General features: G+C 68.3%; 15 protein-coding genes. 9 read left to right on the top strand and 6 right to left on the bottom strand.

Annotated elements, in window-relative coordinates; all coding sequences use genetic code 11:
- Nucleotides 1-2: 2 nt before the first annotated feature.
- From IE00_RS04475 to IE00_RS04465, 3 genes are read right to left on the bottom strand one after another with little or no spacing between them, the layout of a single operon-like run.
- On the bottom strand, nucleotides 3-758 hold the full coding sequence (locus tag IE00_RS04475) for a glycerophosphodiester phosphodiesterase family protein (protein WP_072295872.1): 756 nt from the start codon (nucleotides 756-758) through the stop codon (nucleotides 3-5).
- Nucleotides 758-1,213, bottom strand: a complete 456-nt coding sequence (locus IE00_RS04470) for a RidA family protein (protein ID WP_072295871.1) — start codon at nucleotides 1,211-1,213, stop codon at nucleotides 758-760. Before IE00_RS04470 ends, IE00_RS04475 begins: the two co-directional genes overlap by 1 nt.
- 48 nt (nucleotides 1,214-1,261) lie before the next feature.
- A complete protein-coding gene (locus IE00_RS04465; protein ID WP_072295870.1) occupies nucleotides 1,262-4,711 on the bottom strand; it encodes an AAA family ATPase in 3,450 nt (1,149 codons plus the stop codon).
- 127 nt (nucleotides 4,712-4,838) lie between these two features.
- Between IE00_RS04465 and IE00_RS04460 the strand changes: the two genes are divergently transcribed.
- Complete coding sequence (locus IE00_RS04460) at nucleotides 4,839-5,270, top strand: CidA/LrgA family protein (RefSeq protein ID WP_371328423.1); 432 nt, start codon at nucleotides 4,839-4,841, stop codon at nucleotides 5,268-5,270.
- Entirely contained in the window at nucleotides 5,263-5,982 is a 720-nt protein-coding gene (locus IE00_RS04455; RefSeq protein WP_072295869.1) for an LrgB family protein, read from the top strand. Before IE00_RS04460 ends, IE00_RS04455 begins: the two co-directional genes overlap by 8 nt.
- A gap of 80 nt (nucleotides 5,983-6,062) precedes the next feature.
- On the opposite strand, the gene mog is transcribed toward IE00_RS04455, so the two are convergent.
- Together mog and IE00_RS04445 are read right to left on the bottom strand one after the other, a co-directional pair.
- A complete protein-coding gene (mog, locus tag IE00_RS04450) occupies nucleotides 6,063-6,599 on the bottom strand; it encodes a molybdopterin adenylyltransferase (protein WP_072295868.1) in 537 nt (178 codons plus the stop codon).
- The gene (locus tag IE00_RS04445; protein WP_072295867.1) at nucleotides 6,596-7,825 is read right to left on the bottom strand and encodes an argininosuccinate synthase; all 1,230 of its coding nucleotides are present in this window, start codon (nucleotides 7,823-7,825) and stop codon (nucleotides 6,596-6,598) included. The genes mog and IE00_RS04445 overlap by 4 nt, the downstream gene beginning before the upstream one ends.
- Nucleotides 7,826-8,099: 274 nt before the next feature.
- On the opposite strand from IE00_RS04445, the gene ilvA reads away from it, so the two are divergent.
- Nucleotides 8,100-9,338 carry a threonine ammonia-lyase IlvA gene (gene ilvA, locus IE00_RS04440; protein ID WP_072295866.1) on the top strand — a complete coding sequence of 413 codons (1,239 nt, stop codon included), beginning with the start codon at nucleotides 8,100-8,102 and terminating at the stop codon, nucleotides 9,336-9,338.
- A 129-nt stretch (nucleotides 9,339-9,467) separates the two neighbouring features.
- Nucleotides 9,468-10,763: a PP2C family protein-serine/threonine phosphatase gene (locus IE00_RS04435; RefSeq protein ID WP_072295865.1), complete on the top strand. Its 1,296-nt coding sequence runs from the start codon at nucleotides 9,468-9,470 to the stop codon at nucleotides 10,761-10,763.
- Here the strand turns inward: IE00_RS04435 and IE00_RS04430 are convergent.
- Entirely contained in the window at nucleotides 10,760-11,212 is a 453-nt protein-coding gene (locus tag IE00_RS04430; RefSeq protein ID WP_072295864.1) for an NUDIX domain-containing protein, read from the bottom strand. The two genes, IE00_RS04435 and IE00_RS04430, sit on opposite strands and share 4 nt — an antisense overlap.
- Before the next feature lie 143 nt (nucleotides 11,213-11,355).
- Between IE00_RS04430 and IE00_RS04425 the strand changes: the two genes are divergently transcribed.
- Genes IE00_RS04425 through IE00_RS04405 form a run of 5 tightly spaced genes read left to right on the top strand, consistent with a single transcriptional unit; the run spans nucleotide 11,356 to nucleotide 17,183 of the window.
- The gene (locus IE00_RS04425) at nucleotides 11,356-12,378 is read left to right on the top strand and encodes an Hsp33 family molecular chaperone HslO (protein WP_072295863.1); all 1,023 of its coding nucleotides are present in this window, start codon (nucleotides 11,356-11,358) and stop codon (nucleotides 12,376-12,378) included.
- Nucleotides 12,375-12,968, top strand: coding sequence for a CoA pyrophosphatase (locus IE00_RS04420; protein WP_072295862.1), 594 nt, complete (start codon nucleotides 12,375-12,377; stop codon nucleotides 12,966-12,968). Before IE00_RS04425 ends, IE00_RS04420 begins: the two co-directional genes overlap by 4 nt.
- Nucleotides 12,968-14,122 carry a CCA tRNA nucleotidyltransferase gene (locus IE00_RS04415; RefSeq protein ID WP_072295861.1) on the top strand — a complete coding sequence of 385 codons (1,155 nt, stop codon included), beginning with the start codon at nucleotides 12,968-12,970 and terminating at the stop codon, nucleotides 14,120-14,122. The genes IE00_RS04420 and IE00_RS04415 overlap by 1 nt, the downstream gene beginning before the upstream one ends.
- Nucleotides 14,119-15,963, top strand: coding sequence for an ABC transporter ATP-binding protein (locus tag IE00_RS04410; RefSeq protein ID WP_072295860.1), 1,845 nt, complete (start codon nucleotides 14,119-14,121; stop codon nucleotides 15,961-15,963). Before IE00_RS04415 ends, IE00_RS04410 begins: the two co-directional genes overlap by 4 nt.
- The gene (locus IE00_RS04405) at nucleotides 15,960-17,183 is read left to right on the top strand and encodes a class I SAM-dependent RNA methyltransferase (RefSeq protein WP_072295859.1); all 1,224 of its coding nucleotides are present in this window, start codon (nucleotides 15,960-15,962) and stop codon (nucleotides 17,181-17,183) included. Before IE00_RS04410 ends, IE00_RS04405 begins: the two co-directional genes overlap by 4 nt.
- The last annotated feature ends 28 nt before the right edge of the window (nucleotides 17,184-17,211 follow it).

Raw genomic sequence — 17,211 nt, 5'->3', positions numbered from 1 at the left:
CATCAGGCGGCGGGGGTGTAGCCCTCGAAGGTGATGTTTCCGGCGATGCGGCGCGCGGCCTGTTCCTGTTCGGCGCTGCGCACCGTCCAGCACAGGATCGGCACGCCCTGCGCGGCCAACGCATCCACGCGTGCATCCCCCAGATCGCCGATCGCATGAGAGATGAAGCTGGCGCCGCAGCGGTCGAAATCGGTGATGCCGGCCAGTTCGGCGCGGCGTTCGGGGAAGATGGCGGGCCAGTGCTCCTCGGAGAAGTCGCAGGTGGTCAGGCCGACCGGGATATCGGGGGCCGCGTCGTGGAATGCCGCGACCTGATGGGGGTTGAAGGACATCATGGCGACGGGGCCGTCATACCCCTCCAGCGCATCCGCGACCCTCAGATGCAGATCGCCGATATCGGGGCCAAGCGTGCCGTCCTGATCCTTGATCTCGATCAGCAGGGGGACCTGGCCCGCGACCAGCTCCAGGAACTGGGCCAGGGTCGGCACCTGTTCGGCGCTGCCCAGCAGGCGATGGCCCTGCAGCGTGTCGACCGGTGTCTGGGACACCAGCCCCTTCTGCCCCGTCAGGCGCGTCAGGTCATGGTCGTGAAAGACCATGGGCGTCCCGTCGGCGGCGGGCTGGATGTCCAGCTCGATCCCGTAACCCGCCTCTATGGCGGCACGCGCCGCCGCAAGGCTGTTTTCCGGCACGCCGTCCCCGTGCAACCCGCGATGGGCGATGGGGGCGGTCAGAAAGGCTTGCGGCAGCGCGGTCATCACTTCACCTCGAAAATGGCTTCGATTTCGACAGCCACGCCGAAGGGCAGCGACGGCGCGGACACGGCGGCGCGCGAATGGCGGCCCGCATCGCCGAAGACCTCGACCATCAGGTCGGAACAGCCGTTGATGACCTTGGGCTGGTCGGTGAAATCAGGGGTGGAATTGACGAAACCGGTCAGCTTGACGACGCGGGCCACACGGTCCAGATCGCCCACGGCCGATTTCAGCTGCGCGATCAGGGCCAGACCGCAGCGGCGGGCGGCGGCGGCGCCGTCCTCGACGCTGGTGCCGTCGCCCAGCTTGCCGGTGATCAACCCGTTCTCATCCGCGCTGATCTGCCCCGAGATAAAGACCAGATTGCCGGTCTGGACAAAGGGGACGTAATTGGCGGCGGGCATGGGGGCTTCGGGAAGGGTGATGCCCTTGTCGGCCAGGGTCTGTTCGACGCTCATGATATCCTCGCTTGGGTTGGCGTTGGCCGGACCCTAGCAAGGCATTCCTCAGGCGACCAGAGCCTCGGCGCGTTTCAGATCGACGCTGACCAGCTGGCTGACACCCTGTTCGACCATGGTGACGCCGAACAGGCGGTCCATCCGCGCCATGGTCACGGCATGGTGGGTGATGATCAGGAACCGCGTGTCGGTGCGATGGGTCATTTCATCCAACAGGTCGCAGAAGCGGCTGACATTGGCATCGTCCAGCGGCGCGTCGACCTCGTCCAGCACGCAGATGGGCGCGGGATTGGCCAGGAAGACGGCAAAGATCAGCGCCATCGCCGTCAGCGTCTGTTCGCCCCCCGACAACAGCGACAGCGTCGACAGCCGCTTGCCCGGCGGCTGGCACATGATTTCCAGTCCCGCATCCAGCGGGTCGTCGGATTCGACCATCACCAGCCGCGCCTCGCCGCCCCCGAACAGCGCGGTGAACAGGGTGGCGAAATTGGCGTTCACGGTTTCAAAGGCGGCCAGCAGGCGTTCGCGCCCCTCGCGGTTCAGGCTGCCGATGCCGGCGCGCAGCTTGCGGATGGCTTCCTCCAGATCGGCCTTCTGGGCGGCCAGCTGATCGCGTTCGGCCTCCAGCTCGCGCTTGTCCTCCTCGGCGCGCAGGTTGACGGCGCCAAGCGCGTCGCGCTGCGTGCGCAGGCGGGTGATCTGATGTTCCAGCGCGTCGGCGGGGGCCTTGGGGTCGACATCGCCCAGTCCGGCCAGCAGCGCGGCGGGGGTCTGGTCGGTTTCCTCCAGGATGCGGTCGCGGGCGGCTGCCTCGGCGGCGGTGGCGGCCTCGGCGCGGGCATCCATGGCGGCGCGGGCCTCGCGGGCCTCGGATGCCAGGCGGGCGGTGTCGCGTTCGGCATGGGCGGCGATGCGGGCGGCGTCATCGGCCGCAGCCAGCGCGTCGCGCGCGCGGGTCAGGCGGGTCTGGGCCTGCGCCTCGCGTTCGGCCAGGGCCTCGCGGCGTTCGGCCAGCAGGGCGGGCTGGGCCTTGGCGCCGGCCAGTTCATCGCCTGCCCCGTCGCGGCGGCTGGCCAGTTCGGCGGCACGGGTCCCCGCCTGTTCCAACCGCTGGCGCCAGCCCGCGACCTCGCGGTCGATGGCCGTGATGCGCTTCTGGCGTGCATCACCGTCGCGGCGCAATTCGTCCAATCCTGCACGGCGGGTCATGGTGGCGATGCGCGCGGCCTCGACGCTGGTGCGGGCATGGTCGACGGCAGTGGCGGCATCGGCCCGATCGGGCAGCGCGTCCAGCTGCGCCTGCGCTTCATCCAGACGGGTGCGGGCGTCAGTCGCATCGGCCTGATGGCGGGCCAGTTCGGCGCGCGCGGCCTCGGCGCGGCTGCCCGCCATGGCCAGATCGGATTCGGCCCGCGTCGCCGCCCGCGCGGCATCCGAGAGCAGCCTTTCAGCCTCGCGCCGGGCATCGCGGGCCGATTTTTCGGTGGTGGCGGCATCGGCAAGAGCGGCCTTGGCATCCTCATGCGCCTCGATGGCGGCATCGGCGCGGGTGCGGGTCTGATCTGCCTGTTCGGTGATTTCGGCCAGTTCATTGACCTTCTGCAGATGCAGCGCCGCCTGGGACGAGGCTTCGCCCGCCATCACGCACAGCCCGTCCCACCGGAACAGATCGCCCTGCGGCGTGACCAGCCGCTGGCCAGGGTGCAGATCGGCCTGCAGCGCCGCGCCGGTCCCGGCATCCACCACAAGGCCGGTCTGCGACAGGCGTCGCGACAGCAGGTCAGGTCCGGACACATGCGGTGCCAGCGGCTGCGCCCGCGCGGGCAAGGGCTGCGGCGTGTCCCATAGGGGCAGCACATGCCAGCCCGACCCGCCCTGGACCTGACCCGCGCGCAGATCGTCCCCCAAGGCCGCGCCAAAGGCGGTTTCATATCCACGCGCCACCTGCACCTGGTCCAGCAGCGCCAGCCCCCCCGACTGCCCGCGTTCGACAAGGCGGCGCAGGGCGGCCATTTCGGCGGCCAGGGCATTCGCCTCGCCTTCGGCCTGGGCACGGGCGGCACGGGCGGCGGCTTCGCGGGTTTCCAGATCGCCGCGGGCGGCTTCGGCCTGCGCCAGCGCGTCTTCGGCGGCGTCCACCCGGGCGCGGGCCTGATCCTGCGCGGCATCGGCCTGTTCCAGCGCGACCTGCGCCGCGGCCCCCGTCACGGCGGCGGTTTCGGCAGCCTCCGCGGCCTCGGTCGCGGCCCGGTCGGCGCGGTCGAACATGGCGCGCAGATCCGCGGCCAGCCGTTCCGCCGATTGGTGGCGGGCGGCCAGGCGGGCCGATTCGTCGGTTAATTCGGCCAGTCGGCCTTCCAGATCGCGCAGGGTCTCGGTGGCCTCTTCGGCCATGGCGGCGGCGGCGTCCAGGCGATCGTCGTGACCCTGCCCCGCGGCCTCCAGCTGGGCCCGTTCGGCGGACAGCTTTGCCACGACCTCGCCCGCGTCGCGGTTCAAGCCTTCCTCGCGCTCGATGTCGCGGTCCAGCTGGGCGATGCGGGCGGTCAGCGCGGCAATGGCGGCCTCGGCGCGGGCCTCGGCCTCGTCCAGCGCCTCACGCTCGACCAGGATGCGCGACAGGATGGCGGCGGCGACCTGCTCCTCCTCGCGCAGGGGCGGCAGCGCGTCATCGGCGTCCAGGCGGCGCGCTTCGGCATCCGCAGCGGCGGCTTCCGCCTGGGCCGCCCGCTGGACGGCATGGGACAGGGCTTCGGCGGCGGCGGTGCGGGCCGCCTCGGCCTCGGCCCAACGCCGATACAGCAGCACGCCCTCGGCCAGCCGCAGCGCTGCGCCGATCTCTCGGTATTTCGCGGCGGCGCGGGCCTGACGCGCCAGCGATGCGGCCTGCGTGGACAGGCTCTCCAGCGTGTCATCGACCCGCGACAGGTTCAGTTCGGCCCCGTTCAGCTTCAGCTCGGCCTCGTGGCGCCGCTGGTACAGCCCCGAGATCCCGGCAGCCTCCTCAAGGATGCGGCGACGGCTTTTGGGCTTGGCGTTGATCAATTCGCTGATCTGCCCCTGCCGCACCAGCGCCGGGCTGTGCGCCCCCGTCGAGGCATCCGCGAACAGCATCTGCACGTCGCGCGCCCTGACATCCTTGCCCGCGATCTTGTAGGCGCTGCCCGCGTCGCGGGTGATGCGGCGGGTGATGTCGAACTGGTCGTCGTCGTTGAAGCCGGCGGGCGCCACCCGGTCGCGGTTGTCGATGGTCAGCGACACCTCGGCATGGGCGCGGGCGCTGCGGCGCGTGGTGCCCGCAAAGATCACGTCCTCCATCCCGCCGCCCCGCATGGCCGAGGGACGGTTTTCCCCCATGACCCAGCGCAGCGCCTCCAGCAGGTTGGACTTGCCGCAGCCATTGGGACCGACGACACCCGTCAGGCCTTCGCGGATGACCAGGTCGGTCGGGTCCACGAAGCTCTTGAAGCCGTTCAATCGCAGGCGGTCAAAGCGCAAGGGGCGGGTCCCTTTGGGGATTGGCGATGGACGATTGTTCCTGCATGCCGCCGCCAAGTCAACAGCACCGCAAGATATCGCGGAAAGCCAGCGGATATCCACAAGATGCATCGCACGCAACCCCGCCATGCCCGCTGCCCGCTGGCGCGGTCGCGCGGGGCGCGATACGCTGGCTGTCATGATACAGACGCTTGCCATCATCCTGGGTTTTCAACTGGCCGGAGAGGTCATCTCGCGCATCGCCGACCTCCCCTTGCCGGGGCCGGTGGCGGGAATGCTGCTGCTGGTGGCGGCCTGCATCCTGCGCCCGTCCCTGGCCGACCGCATCCGGCCCACGACGACGGGACTGCTGTCGCATCTGTCGCTGTTCTTCGTGCCCGCAGGCGTCGGCATCATCGCGCATTGGCAGTCCCTGCGCAGCGACGGGCTGGGCATCGCGGTGGCGGTGATGGCATCGACCCTGCTGGCCATCGCGGCGGGTGCGCTGGCCTTCACCTGGGTCGCCCGCCTGACCGGCTCCGAAGAACCCGACGCGCTGAGGGATCAGGGCCATGAATGACCCGCTGCTGATCTGGTCCTATCTGGCCCAAGGCCCTCTGGTTTGGCTGACGGCCACGCTGGTCGCCTATCTGATCGGCGACGCCTGCTTCCGCGCGGCGGGCCGCAAAAGCTGGGCCAATCCGGTGCTGGTCGCGGTGATCCTGCTGGCGCTGCTGCTGATCGGCACGGGCACCGATTACGCGACCTATTTCGAAGGTGCGCAATTCGTCCATTTCATGCTGGGGCCGGCCACGGTAGCCCTGGGGCTGCCGCTCTACGACAACTTGCCCCGGGTGCGAAAGGCGGCATTGCCGATGCTGGCGGGCCTGCTGGCGGGTTCGGTGACGGCGGTCGCCTCGGCGCTGCTGATCGCGCGGGCCTTCGGCGTTGGCGGGTCGGTCCTGGCGTCGCTGGCACCGAAATCAACGACCGCGCCGGTGGCCATCGGCATCGCCGAACGCATCGGCGGCCAGCCCACCCTGACCGCGGCCCTGGTCCTGCTGACCGGTATCTTCGGGGCGATCATCGTCACGCCCCTGCTGAACGCCCTGCGCATCCGCGACTGGCGGGCCCGCGGCTTTGCCATCGGGGTCGCGGCCCATGGCATCGGCACGGCGCGCGCCTTTCAGGTCAACCAGACGGCCGGGGCGTTCTCGGGCATCGGCATGGGGCTGAACGCGGTCCTGACGGCCATTATCGCACCGCTTGCCCTGCACCTGTTCGGGGGCTGACCCGTCGCGCCATCGGCAGACGGATGATGCAGATTTCTCTTTTGTCCAAATACCCGGATCCGACGATCCGCCCCCCGCGATCAGCCCGATTTGGGACGGAACGCCTTGATGCGGGCGGGGTCGGTTTCGATCCGTGCGGCGCCCATCAGGTCCAGGCAATAGGGCACGGCCGCAAAGACCGCATTCAGGCAGGTCGCGATGGCCGAAGGCTTGCCGGGAATGGTGATGATCAGCGTCGCGCCACGGATGGCGGCCGTCTGGCGCGACAGGATGGCGGTGGGAACCTCGGCCAGGCTGGCGCGGCGCATTTCCTCGCCGAAACCGGGCAGTTCCTTGTCCATGACATCGGCGACGGCCTCGGGTGTCAGGTCGCGCGGCGCGGGGCCGGTGCCGCCGGTCACTAGGATCAGGTCGGCCCCGCCATCGGCCAGTTCGCGCAGCCTGGCCGCGACACCGTCGCGACCGTCGGGGATGATATGGCGCGCGATCTCCATCGGGGATGTGATGGTCCCGCGCAGCCAGTCTTCGGCGCCGGGGCCGCCCTTGTCCTCGTAGATGCCGGCGGCCGCGCGGTCGCTGACGGTGACGATGGCAATGCGGGCGGCCCGGGCGGTCATTTCGCGACGCGGGCGTTGCGGTTGGCGATCAGCTTCAGGCGCAGGGCGTTCAGCTTGATGAAGCCCGCCGCGTCCTTCTGATCATAGGCACCGGCGTCATCCTCGAAGGTCACATGCGCTTCGGAATAGAGCGAGTGGTCCGACCAGCGGCCCACGCAGGTCGCCATGCCCTTGTACAGCTTCAGCCGCACCGTGCCGCTGACATGCTCCTGGCTCTTGTCGATGGCCGCCTGCAGCATCTCGCGCTCGGGGCTGAACCAGAAGCCGTTATAGATCAGCTCGGCATAGCGGGGCATCAGGCTGTCCTTCAGGTGGCCCGCGCCGCTGTCCAGGGTGATCTGCTCGATGCCGCGATGCGCCTCCAGCAGCACGGTGCCGCCGGGGGTCTCATAGATGCCGCGCGACTTCATGCCGACAAAGCGGTTCTCGACGAAATCCAGGCGACCGATGCCATGCGCGCCGCCCAACTCGTTCAGCTTGGTCAGGATCGTGGCAGGCGACATCGCCTCGCCGTTGATCGCCACCGCGTCGCCCTTTTCAAAGGTGACTTCGATGAATTCCGGCGTGTCGGGGGCGTCTTCCGGGTTCACGGTGCGCTGATAGACGTATTCGGGCGCGGCTTCGGCGGGGTTTTCCAGCGCCTTGCCCTCGGATGAGGTGTGCAGCAGGTTCGCGTCCACGCTGAAGGGCGCCTCGCCGCGCTTGTCCTTGGCGATCGGGATCTGGTTCTTCTCGGCGAACTCGATCAGCCTGGTGCGGCTGGTCAGGTCCCATTCACGCCAGGGCGCGATCACCTTGATCGACGGGTCCAGCGCATAGGCGCTCAGCTCGAACCGGACCTGGTCGTTGCCCTTGCCGGTCGCGCCATGCGCCACCGCATCCGCGCCGTGCTGCTTGGCCAGTTCGACCAGCCGCTTCGAGATCAGCGGCCGCGCGATCGACGTGCCCAGCAGGTACAAGCCTTCGTACAGCGCATTGGCGCGGAACATCGGGAAGACGAAATCGCGGACGAATTCCTCGCGCAGGTCCTCGATATGGATGTTCTCGGCGGGGATGCCCAGCAGCTCGGCCTTGGCGCGGGCAGGCTCCAGCTCTTCGCCCTGGCCCAGATCGGCGGTGAAGGTCACGACCTCGCAGCCATATTCGGTCTGAAGCCATTTCAGGATGATCGAGGTATCCAGCCCACCGGAATAGGCAAGGACGACTTTTTTCGGCGCGTCGGTCATGCGGTTAACCCTTCATCGAATTTTGGCAGGGAATACGGCGTTCCGTCCGTTGTCACAAGGGTTTGACACCGATTAGGGGCCAACGGCATTCAATAAGGGCATTTCCATGCTGGCATCTCGCCTTCTTCGCCATTCGGCACCGAATACGATGTCGTGACCCGCGCCCTTGCCAATGCCGCCGGTCGCCCCCTCTCTTCACGGGGCCATTTCGTCGAAGGGCGTGCGCTGCGCTGAACCCTTGCCAATCGGGCGCATTCGCGGCATTGGCGATGCTATGGAAAACTTTGTCGCCTCCGTCCGTCTGGCCGAGGCCGCGCTTCGCGACCTGTTCGAGCCTACACCGTTGCAGCGCAACGACCACCTGTCCGCCAAATACGGCGCCGACATCTGGCTGAAGCGCGAGGATCTGACCCCGGTGCGCAGCTACAAGCTGCGCGGCGCCTTCAATGCCATGCGCAAGCTGATCGGCGACGGCCCCGGCCATTTCGTCTGCGCCAGCGCAGGCAATCACGCGCAGGGCGTGGCCTTTGCCTGCCGCCATTTCGGCGTGCGCGGCACGATCTTCATGCCCGTGACCACCCCCCAGCAAAAGATCGACAAGACCAAGATCTTCGGCGGCGAGGCGATCCGCATCGTGCTGACGGGCGATTATTTCGACCAGACGCTGGCCGCGGCCCAGGCCTTCTGCGCCGCTGAGGGCGCGCAGTTCCTGTCGCCCTTCGACGCCCCCGACGTGATCGAAGGCCAGGCGACGGTCGGCCTGGAAATGCTGGCCCAGCTGGGGCGCGCACCCGATCTGGTGGTCCTGCCGGTGGGTGGTGGCGGCCTGTCGGCGGGTGTCACCAGCTATTTCCGGACCGAGGCCCCTGCGACTCGCTTTGCCTTTGCCGAACCGCTTGGCGGGGCCAGCCTTCAAGCCGCGCTGCGTCAGGGCGCACCGGTGGCCCTGCCTGCCGTGGACAGTTTCGTCGACGGCGCGGCCGTGGCCCGCATCGGCGCCCTGCCCTTCGAGGCCCTGTCGCGCTTTTCCCCCGACGACGTCTATCTGGCCCCCGAAGACCGCATCTGCCGCACCATGCTGGAGATGCTGAACACCGAGGGCGTGGTTCTGGAACCTGCGGGTGCGCTGGCCCTGGATGTGCTGGACGATCTGGGCGATCTGACCGGCAAGACCGTCGTCTGCGTCTGTTCGGGCGGCAATTTCGACTTCGAACGCCTGCCCGAGGTCAAGGAACGTGCCCAGCGCTATCAGGGCGTCAAGAAATACTTCATCCTGCGGATGCCGCAGCGCCCCGGCGCCCTGCGCGACTTTCTGGAGATGCTGGGCCCGGACGACGATATCGCACGTTTCGAATATCTCAAGAAATCGGCCCGCAACTTCGGTTCGGTGCTGATCGGGATCGAGACCACCCAGCCCGCCAACCTGTCATCGCTGATGCAGCGCCTGGAACAGGGTGGCTTTGCCTATCGCGACATCACCAACGACCAGATCCTGTCGGAATTCCTGGTCTGAACCGGCTGTCCCCGCGATGCCTGGACGGGCATCGCGGGAAAAACTTTCCAGCCCCGACCAACAAATCTTTAGCGTGGAAAGCAGTGGCAATTTACCGGCTGTTTACGACAGCAGCGCTAGACATGGCGCATGAAACCCGCGAATCTTCCCCTTCCCACCCTTGATGCCGACCAGCCCACCATCGATCGGTTGGCGCTGCTGGTGGATGACAACACCGATCACCGCCTGCGCGTGGCCGCGGTGCTGGAGGGGCGCGGCTATACCGTCATTCAAACCGACACGGGCGAAAACGCGCTGCGGCTGTGCGCGGACCTGACGCCCGACCTGATCCTGTCGGATTGGGAACTGCCCGGCATGTCGGGGTTGGAATTCTGCCAGGCGTTCCGCAAGCTGGAACGATCCTCCTATGGGTATTTCGTGCTTCTGACCACGACGGGCGACCTGCAGGCGCTGGATACCGGTCTGCAGGCGGGGGTGGACGATTTCCTCTCGATGCCGGTCGTGGCACAGGAATTGCTGGCCCGGATCGCGGCCGCCGAACGCATCCTGCGCGTGGAAAACGAACTGCGCGCCAGCAACACCCAGCTTCAGCAGGCCCTGGATCAATTGAATGCGACCCAGGCCGCGATCGAACGCGACCTGCGCGAGGCCCGCAAGCTGCAGCAGGGGCTGGTGCGCGAACGGTCGGGCAGCTTCGGCAGGGCCGAGATCAGCCTGCTGCTGCGTCCCGCCGGTCATATCGGCGGCGACCTGGTGGGCTTCTTTCCCATCAATGACGACCGCATCGGCATCTATGCGCTGGACGTGTCGGGGCATGGTGTCACGGCGGCCCTGCTGACCGCGCAGCTGTCGGTTCACCTGTCGGGATCGGCCGATCAGAACGTCGCGCTGCGCGGCGCGCAGACCGGGGGCGAGGCTGTCGGCCCGACCGCCCTGGCGCGCTTCTTCAACAACATGATGCTGGAGGAGATGAACACCGACAGCTATTTCACCATGATCTTCGCCGAACTGAACCACAGCACCGGTGACCTGACCATGGTGCAGGCGGGCCATCCCCACCCGGTGCTGCAACGCGCCGATGGCAGCATCATCCATCTGGGCCAAGGGGGCATGCCGATCGGTGTCTTCGACAACCCCGTCTTCGACGAGATCCGGGTCCAGCTGGCCCCGGGCGACCGGCTGCTGATCGCCTCGGACGGGCTGACCGAGGCCACGACACCCAATGGCCAGCAGCTGGGCAATGAGGGGCTGGAGGCGATCCTGCGCACCAATGCCTTCCTGAAGGGGCATCCCTTCCTGGAATCCATGGCCTGGTCGGTGTCGGAATATTGCCGCGGGGAACGCCAGGACGACATCTCTGCCGTCCTTCTGGAAATCCGCGAGGATGCTCAGCTGGTCCGCCTGCCCCGCAAGCCCGCGCGCTAGCAGCGGCCCCCGGTGGCCAGCCACAGCCGGACCGCATGGCGCGATCCGGGATCGGCCAGCAGGTCCAGCGCGCGGGCAGGCGAAACCCAATGCGCGCTGTGGCCCGGTTCGGAGGGGTCGCCCCGCTGCAGGGTCGGGCGTGCCTGCCAGATCATGCACAGCTTCTCGGCATGGAAATCGTAATCCGGCATCCAGCAGAAGCGGCGGTAATCGCACAGGTGACGGGGCGTCGCGATCCCCCAGCCGGTTTCCTCGAAAACCTCGCGGTGCAGGGCCGCGATGGCCGATTCGCCCCCATCCACGCCCCCGCCCGGCAGCTGGTATTCCGGCACCGGCGCCTGCTGGAAGGTCAGCAGCATCAGCCCGTCGCGGACCAGGACGCCATAGGCGCCCTGGCGGCGGCGATAGCGTGTGCCGGGGATGGGCGGCTTGCCGAAACGCGGAATCATCGATCACCTGTCTGTTGCGTCCCGCTGATATCGTGCCACGGATGCGGGCGAAACCCGCCCCCTTGGGATCGGCGCAAAAACCCCTATATTGGGCGCAACCGGGCCCGCCATGGGCGGTGCCGCTGCCACTTCAAGGATCAATGATGAACGACATCAACCAGATAGCCTGGGACGACACGATTTTGCCATTCCAGTTGGACCGCTCGGACATCCGGGGGCGCGTCGCGCGTCTTGACGGGGTTCTGGACCATATCCTGACGCGCCACGACTATCCGCCCGTGGTCAGCGCCCTGGTGGCCGAGGTCGCCCTGCTGGCCGCGCTGATCGGCCCGACCGTCAAGCTGCGCTGGAAGCTGAGCCTGCAGGTCCGCGGCAACGGCGCCGTGCGGACCATCGCCGCCGACTACTTTGCCCCCGAGGCCGACGGCCAGCCCGCCCGCATCCGGGCCTGGGCCAGCTTCGATGCCGACCGCCTGGACAATCGCCCCGCCTTCGACCAGATCGGCGAGGGGTATTTCGCCATCCTGATCGACCAGGGGTCGGGCAGCACCCCCTATCAGGGCATCACGCCCTTGGCGGGCGGATCGCTGTCGGCCTGCGCGCAGACCTATTTCGCCCAGTCCGAGCAGCTGCCGACGCGGTTCCAGCTGGCATCGGGGCTGTCGCGGTCCAGCGGTCAGACGGCGGGATGGCGGGCCGGCGGCGTGATGCTGCAGACCCTGCCCGCACAGCAGATGAATGCCGCCGATGGCGGCAGCGGCGAAGGTGGCCTGATCGAGGCGGCCGACATCCTGCAGGGTGCCGAATCGGAAAACTGGAACCGCGCCAACATCCTGCTGGACACGGTCGAGACGCTGGAACTGATAGGCCCGACCGTCGGCCCGACCGACCTGCTGCTGCGCCTGTTCCACGAGGAAACGCCCCGCGTGCATGAACCCCACCCCGTCAAATTCGGCTGTTCCTGCACCGCCGACCGCGTGCGCGATACCCTGGCAATCTATTCCGCCAAGGACATTACCCACATGACGACCGAGGAAGGGACCGTCACCGCCGATTGCCAGTTCTGCGGCGCGCATTATGTCTTCGACCCGCGCAGCCTTGGCTTCGAGGCCGAGGTCGACGCCGAGGGCAATCCCCTGCCGCCCAAGGACAAGGCCGCCGAGTGAGCGGGGCCTGGTCGGAAACACGCCTGTCCCTGGCGCTGCAAAACGCGGCGGGGGCAAGCTCGGATTTCGACCTCAATCCCGGGGTGGCTCTGCCCGACACGCCCTTGCGCCCCGCAGGCGTGCTGGCGGCCTTTCACGCCGATGACGGGCGGCTGGTGCTGACCAAGCGCGCGTCCGGCTTGCGCCACCATCCGGGCCAGATCGCCCTGCCCGGCGGCAAGGTCGATCCGGGCGATGCGGACGCCGTGGCCGCCGCCCTGCGCGAGGCGCATGAAGAGGTCGGCCTGGCCCCCGCACAGGTGCGGGTGCTGGGCTGCCTGCCGCCCCATCGCACCGTCACCGGTTTCCAGATCACCCCTGTCATCGCCATCATCGACGGCCCCTTCACCCCCGTCGCCGAAGAGGGCGAGGTGCAGGAGGTCTTTACCCTGCCCTTCCGTCACATCGCGAACCCCGCCAGCTATCGCATCGAAAAGCGGCGGTGGCGCGGCGGCTGGCGCAGCTTTCACGCCGCGCCGTTCGGGCCTTATTACCTGTGGGGGGCCACCGCCCGCATCCTGCTGAACCTGGCGCAGGGCATGAGGCCGTGATGCGGATGCCCGCGCAGATCATGGCCGATGCCGCGCTGGTCCATGTGCTGGACGCGCTGCATGCGCAGGGCGATCACGCCTATCTGGTGGGCGGCGTCGTGCGCAACGCGCTGTTGGGTCAGCCGGTCGACGATATCGACATCGCGACCGATGCCGTGCCCGAACGCGTCATCGCGCTGGCCCAGGCCGCCAACCTGCGGGCCGTTCCCACCGGCATCGACCATGGCACCGTCACGCTGGTCCATGACGGGCGCGGCTTCGAGGTGACGACCTTTCGCCGCGACGTCGAGACGGACGGCCGCCATGCCGTCGTGTCCTTCACCGATGACATCGCCCAGGATGCCGCGCGCCGCGATTTCACCATGAACGCGCTTTATGTCGACCGGACGGGCCGGGTGCTGGACCCGGTGGGCGGCCTGCCCGACCTGCAGGCCCGCCGCCTGCGTTTCGTCGGTGATCCGGGCCAGCGCATCCGCGAGGATTACCTGCGCATCCTTCGCTTCTTCCGCTTCTTTGCCCGCTATGGCCAGCAGGCCGATCCGGATGCCGTGACCGCCTGCGCCGCGCATAAGGACGGCCTGTCCGGCATCGCCCGCGAACGCATCGGCGCCGAGATGCGCAAGCTGCTGGCGGCGGACGATCCGGCGCCCTCGGTCGCGCTGATGGCGGGGACGGGCGTTCTGGACATGCTGCTGCCGGGTGCAGATCCGGCGGCGCTGGACGCCCTTCTTGCGCTGGAAGGCGAGACGCCCCCGGCCTGGCCGCGCCGACTGTCGGCCCTGCACCACGATCCCGCCGCCGCGCTGCGCCTGTCCAAATCCGAAGCAAAGACCCAGGCGGCCCTGCGAACGGCGCTGGATCAGGATTGGTCGCTGGACCAGGCCGCCTATCGGCTTGGCGCCGGGATCGGTCTGGACCATGCCCTGTTGATGGCCGCGCGCGGACAGGACCTGCCCCCCGACTGGCGCGATCAGGTCGTTCAGGCGGCGCAGGCACGCTTTCCCATCAAGGCCGCCGATCTGCCCGACCTGCAAGGTCCCGCCCTGGGTCATGCCCTGAAAACCGCCGAGGCCGCCTGGATCGCCTCGGGCTTTGCGCTGCCCGCCCCTGCCCTGATCGACATGGCCAACCTGGCCGGAAAAGAGCCCGTATGAGCCTGCACGCCCGTTTCGGCCGCATGGTCGATGCCTTCCGCCCCGCCGATGGCGCGCCCCCGCGCAGCCTGATGGCCTTTTTCCGCTGGTGCCTGTCGGGCGCCTGGAAGGGGCTTGGCTTCGCAGCCCTGACATCGGCGATGGGGGGTGCGGCGGATGTGGTCTCGGCGATGCTGCTGGGCATGGTCGTCGATGCGGTGACGGGCAGCAGCCCCGGCACCTTCTGGGCCCAGAACTGGGGGTTGGTCGCGATCTTTGCGGGCTTCTTCCTGCTGCTGCGTCCCGCGATCTTCGGCCTGTCGACGGCCAGTTCCAACGTCATCATCGGGCCGAACGTCCTGCCCCTGGTGCTGTCGCGCCTGCATCGCTGGACCATGGGCCACGCGATCGACTTCTTTGACAACGATTTTGCGGGCCGGCTGGCGCAGAAGCAGATGCAGACCGCCCGCGCCGTCACCGATGTCGCCAGCGAAGTGGTGAACGTGGTGGCCTTCGCGCTGGCCTCGGTCATCGGGTCGGCGGCATTCCTGTTGGCCGTGGATGGCTGGGGGGCGGTGGCGCTGCTGGTCTGGCTGGTGGCCTATTTCGCGCTGATCCGCTTCTTCCTGCCGCGCATCCGGGCGAAATCGGGGGCGCGGGCCTCGGCGCGGGCCAATGTGACGGGGCAGGTCGTCGATACCATCACCAACATCAAGACCGTCAAGCTGTTCGCCCATGACCGCCATGAAGATCAGGTGGCCTTGGGCGCCATGGCGGGCTTTCGCGAACGGGCGCTGGATTTCGGCGTCGTCAGCACCTGGTTCCGCCTGTCGCTGATGATCGTGGCGGGGGTCCTGCCGGTGATCCTGGTGGGCGGCACCATCATCCTGTGGCGTCAGGGCGCGGCCACGGTGGGCGATGTCGCGGCATCGGGCGCCATCGCCATGCGGCTGTCGCAGATGACCGGATGGGTCAGCATGTCGCTGATGGGCATGTGGGGCAATATCGGCGAGGTCGAGGACGGCATGCGCACCCTGTCGCCCCCCCACGGGCTGACCGATGCCCCCGACGCCATCACGCTGGACCGGGTGCAGGGCCAGATCCGGTTCGACCATGTCAGCTTTGCCTATGGCCGGGACGAGGGCGGGATCGAGGATCTGGACCTGACCATCGCCGCCGGTGAAAAGGTCGGCATCGTCGGTGCGTCGGGTGCGGGCAAGTCGACGCTGGTGGCGCTGCTGCTGCGGCTTTACGACGTCGAACGCGGGGCGGTGCTGCTGGACGGGCATGACCTGCGCCACGTCACCCAGGAAAGTCTGCGCCGCCAGATCGCCATGGTCACCCAGGAAACGGCCATGTTCAACCGGTCGGCCCGCGACAACATCCTCTATGGGCGTCCCGACGCCACGCAGGACCAGATCGTCGCCGCCGCCCGCGCCGCCGAGGCGCATGATTTCATCCTGACCCTGCGCGATCATGCCGGACGCACAGGTTACGACGCGCATCTGGGCGAACGCGGCGTCAAGCTGTCGGGGGGCCAGCGACAGCGCATCGCCCTGGCGCGCGCCTTCCTGAAGGACGCCCCGATCCTGGTCCTGGACGAGGCGACCAGCGCGCTCGACAGCGAGATCGAGGCTCAGGTCCAGGACGCCCTGGGCCGCGCCATGCAGGGCAAGACGGTGCTGGCCATCGCCCACCGCCTCTCGACCATCGTGGAACTTGACCGCATTCTTGTGATCGAGGATGGACGCATCGTCGAACAGGGCACGCATGACGCTTTGCTGGCCCGGAACGGCACCTATGCAAGATACTGGATGCGCCAGTCGGGCGGCTTCCTGGGAACGGACGAGGCCGCCGAATGACCACCTGGACGATCGAACGGCTTGGCCGCAAGGGCGACGGCGTCGCCATCCGTGGCGATGAACGCGCGCTGGCCGCCCTGACCCTGCCCGGAGAGGAGATCGACGGCACCCCCGAGGATGGCCGCATCGCCGCGCCGCGCATCGTCACGCCTTCGGATCAGCGGGTGCGCCCGATCTGCACGCATTTTCGCGCCTGCGGGGGCTGTTCGCTGATGCATGCCAGCGACGGCTTCACGACCTCCTGGAAAAGGCAGGTGGTGGAAACGGCACTGGCCGCGCAGGGCATCCAGGCGCCCGAGCCCGAGATGCATGTCTCGCCCCTGAAATCGCGGCGGCGGGCGGTGCTGTCGGGCAAGCGCACCAAGAAGGGCGCGCTGGTGGGCTTTCATGCCCGCGCCTCGGCGGTGATCGTGGATCTGGCCGAATGCCACGTCATGCGTCCCCAGATCACCGCCGCCCTGCCGCTGCTGCGCCGGATCACCGTTGCGGGGGCCTCGCGCCAGGGCGAACTGACCTTCACCGTCATCCACGGGCCTGCCGGGCTGGATGTGGCCGTGCGGGGCGGCAAGCCGATGGACCCCGACCTGTTGCAGACCATGGCCGCCCTGGCGCGCGAGGGCGATCTGGCGCGGCTGGATTGGGACGGCCAGACGATCACCCGCCGACCCGCCCCCCTGCCGATGGGCCGCGCGCAGGTCGTCCCGCCGCCCGGCGCCTTTCTGCAGGCCACCGCCGAGGGCGAGGCCGCGCTGCTGTCCGCCGTGCGCGACACGGTGGGCGATGCCGCCCGCGTTCTGGACCTGTTCGCCGGCTGCGGCACCTTCAGCTTGCCCCTGGCCGAAACCGCGCGCGTGCATGCGGTCGAAGGTCTGGCCGCGCCCCTGCAGGCGCTTGATTCGGCCTGGCGCCAGACTGCCGGGCTGAACCGCGTCACGACGCAGGTGCGCGACATCGCCCGACGCCCGCTGCTGCCCGACGAGCTGGCCGAATTTGACGCAATCGTGATAGATCCGCCACGCAGCGGGGCCGAACCGCAGATGCGCCAGATCGTCGCCGCTCGCGTTCCGGTGGTGGCCCAAGTTGCCTGCGACCCGGTGAATTTCGCCAAGGATTTGCGTGTTCTGGTCCAGGCGGGTTACCGCGTCGACAGGCTGTGGGTGGTGGACCAGTTCCGCTTTTCGCCGCATGTCGAAATGGTCGCTGCATTAAGGCTTTGCTAGTCAGCGTCGCGATAGATGTGATATTCCG

The sequence above is a fragment of the Paracoccus sp. SM22M-07 genome (assembly GCF_001887735.1).
GTDB lineage: Bacteria > Pseudomonadota > Alphaproteobacteria > Rhodobacterales > Rhodobacteraceae > Paracoccus.
Note: the sequence above shows the minus strand (reverse complement) of the source record. Positions and strands in the feature narration are given on the sequence as shown.

Coding starts and splice junctions, on each gene's coding strand:
- IE00_RS04475 (WP_072295872.1), bottom strand. CDS start 758: ATGACCGCGCTGCCGCAAGCCTTTCTGACCGCCCCCATCGCCCATCGC.
- IE00_RS04470 (WP_072295871.1), bottom strand. CDS start 1,213: ATGAGCGTCGAACAGACCCTGGCCGACAAGGGCATCACCCTTCCCGAA.
- IE00_RS04460 (WP_371328423.1), top strand. CDS start 4,839: ATGCCCGCTGCCCGCTGGCGCGGTCGCGCGGGGCGCGATACGCTGGCT.
- IE00_RS04455 (WP_072295869.1), top strand. CDS start 5,263: ATGAATGACCCGCTGCTGATCTGGTCCTATCTGGCCCAAGGCCCTCTG.
- mog (WP_072295868.1), bottom strand. CDS start 6,599: ATGACCGCCCGGGCCGCCCGCATTGCCATCGTCACCGTCAGCGACCGC.
- IE00_RS04445 (WP_072295867.1), bottom strand. CDS start 7,825: ATGACCGACGCGCCGAAAAAAGTCGTCCTTGCCTATTCCGGTGGGCTG.
- ilvA (WP_072295866.1), top strand. CDS start 8,100: ATGGAAAACTTTGTCGCCTCCGTCCGTCTGGCCGAGGCCGCGCTTCGC.
- IE00_RS04435 (WP_072295865.1), top strand. CDS start 9,468: ATGAAACCCGCGAATCTTCCCCTTCCCACCCTTGATGCCGACCAGCCC.
- IE00_RS04430 (WP_072295864.1), bottom strand. CDS start 11,212: ATGATTCCGCGTTTCGGCAAGCCGCCCATCCCCGGCACACGCTATCGC.
- IE00_RS04425 (WP_072295863.1), top strand. CDS start 11,356: ATGAACGACATCAACCAGATAGCCTGGGACGACACGATTTTGCCATTC.
- IE00_RS04415 (WP_072295861.1), top strand. CDS start 12,968: ATGCGGATGCCCGCGCAGATCATGGCCGATGCCGCGCTGGTCCATGTG.
- IE00_RS04410 (WP_072295860.1), top strand. CDS start 14,119: ATGAGCCTGCACGCCCGTTTCGGCCGCATGGTCGATGCCTTCCGCCCC.
- IE00_RS04405 (WP_072295859.1), top strand. CDS start 15,960: ATGACCACCTGGACGATCGAACGGCTTGGCCGCAAGGGCGACGGCGTC.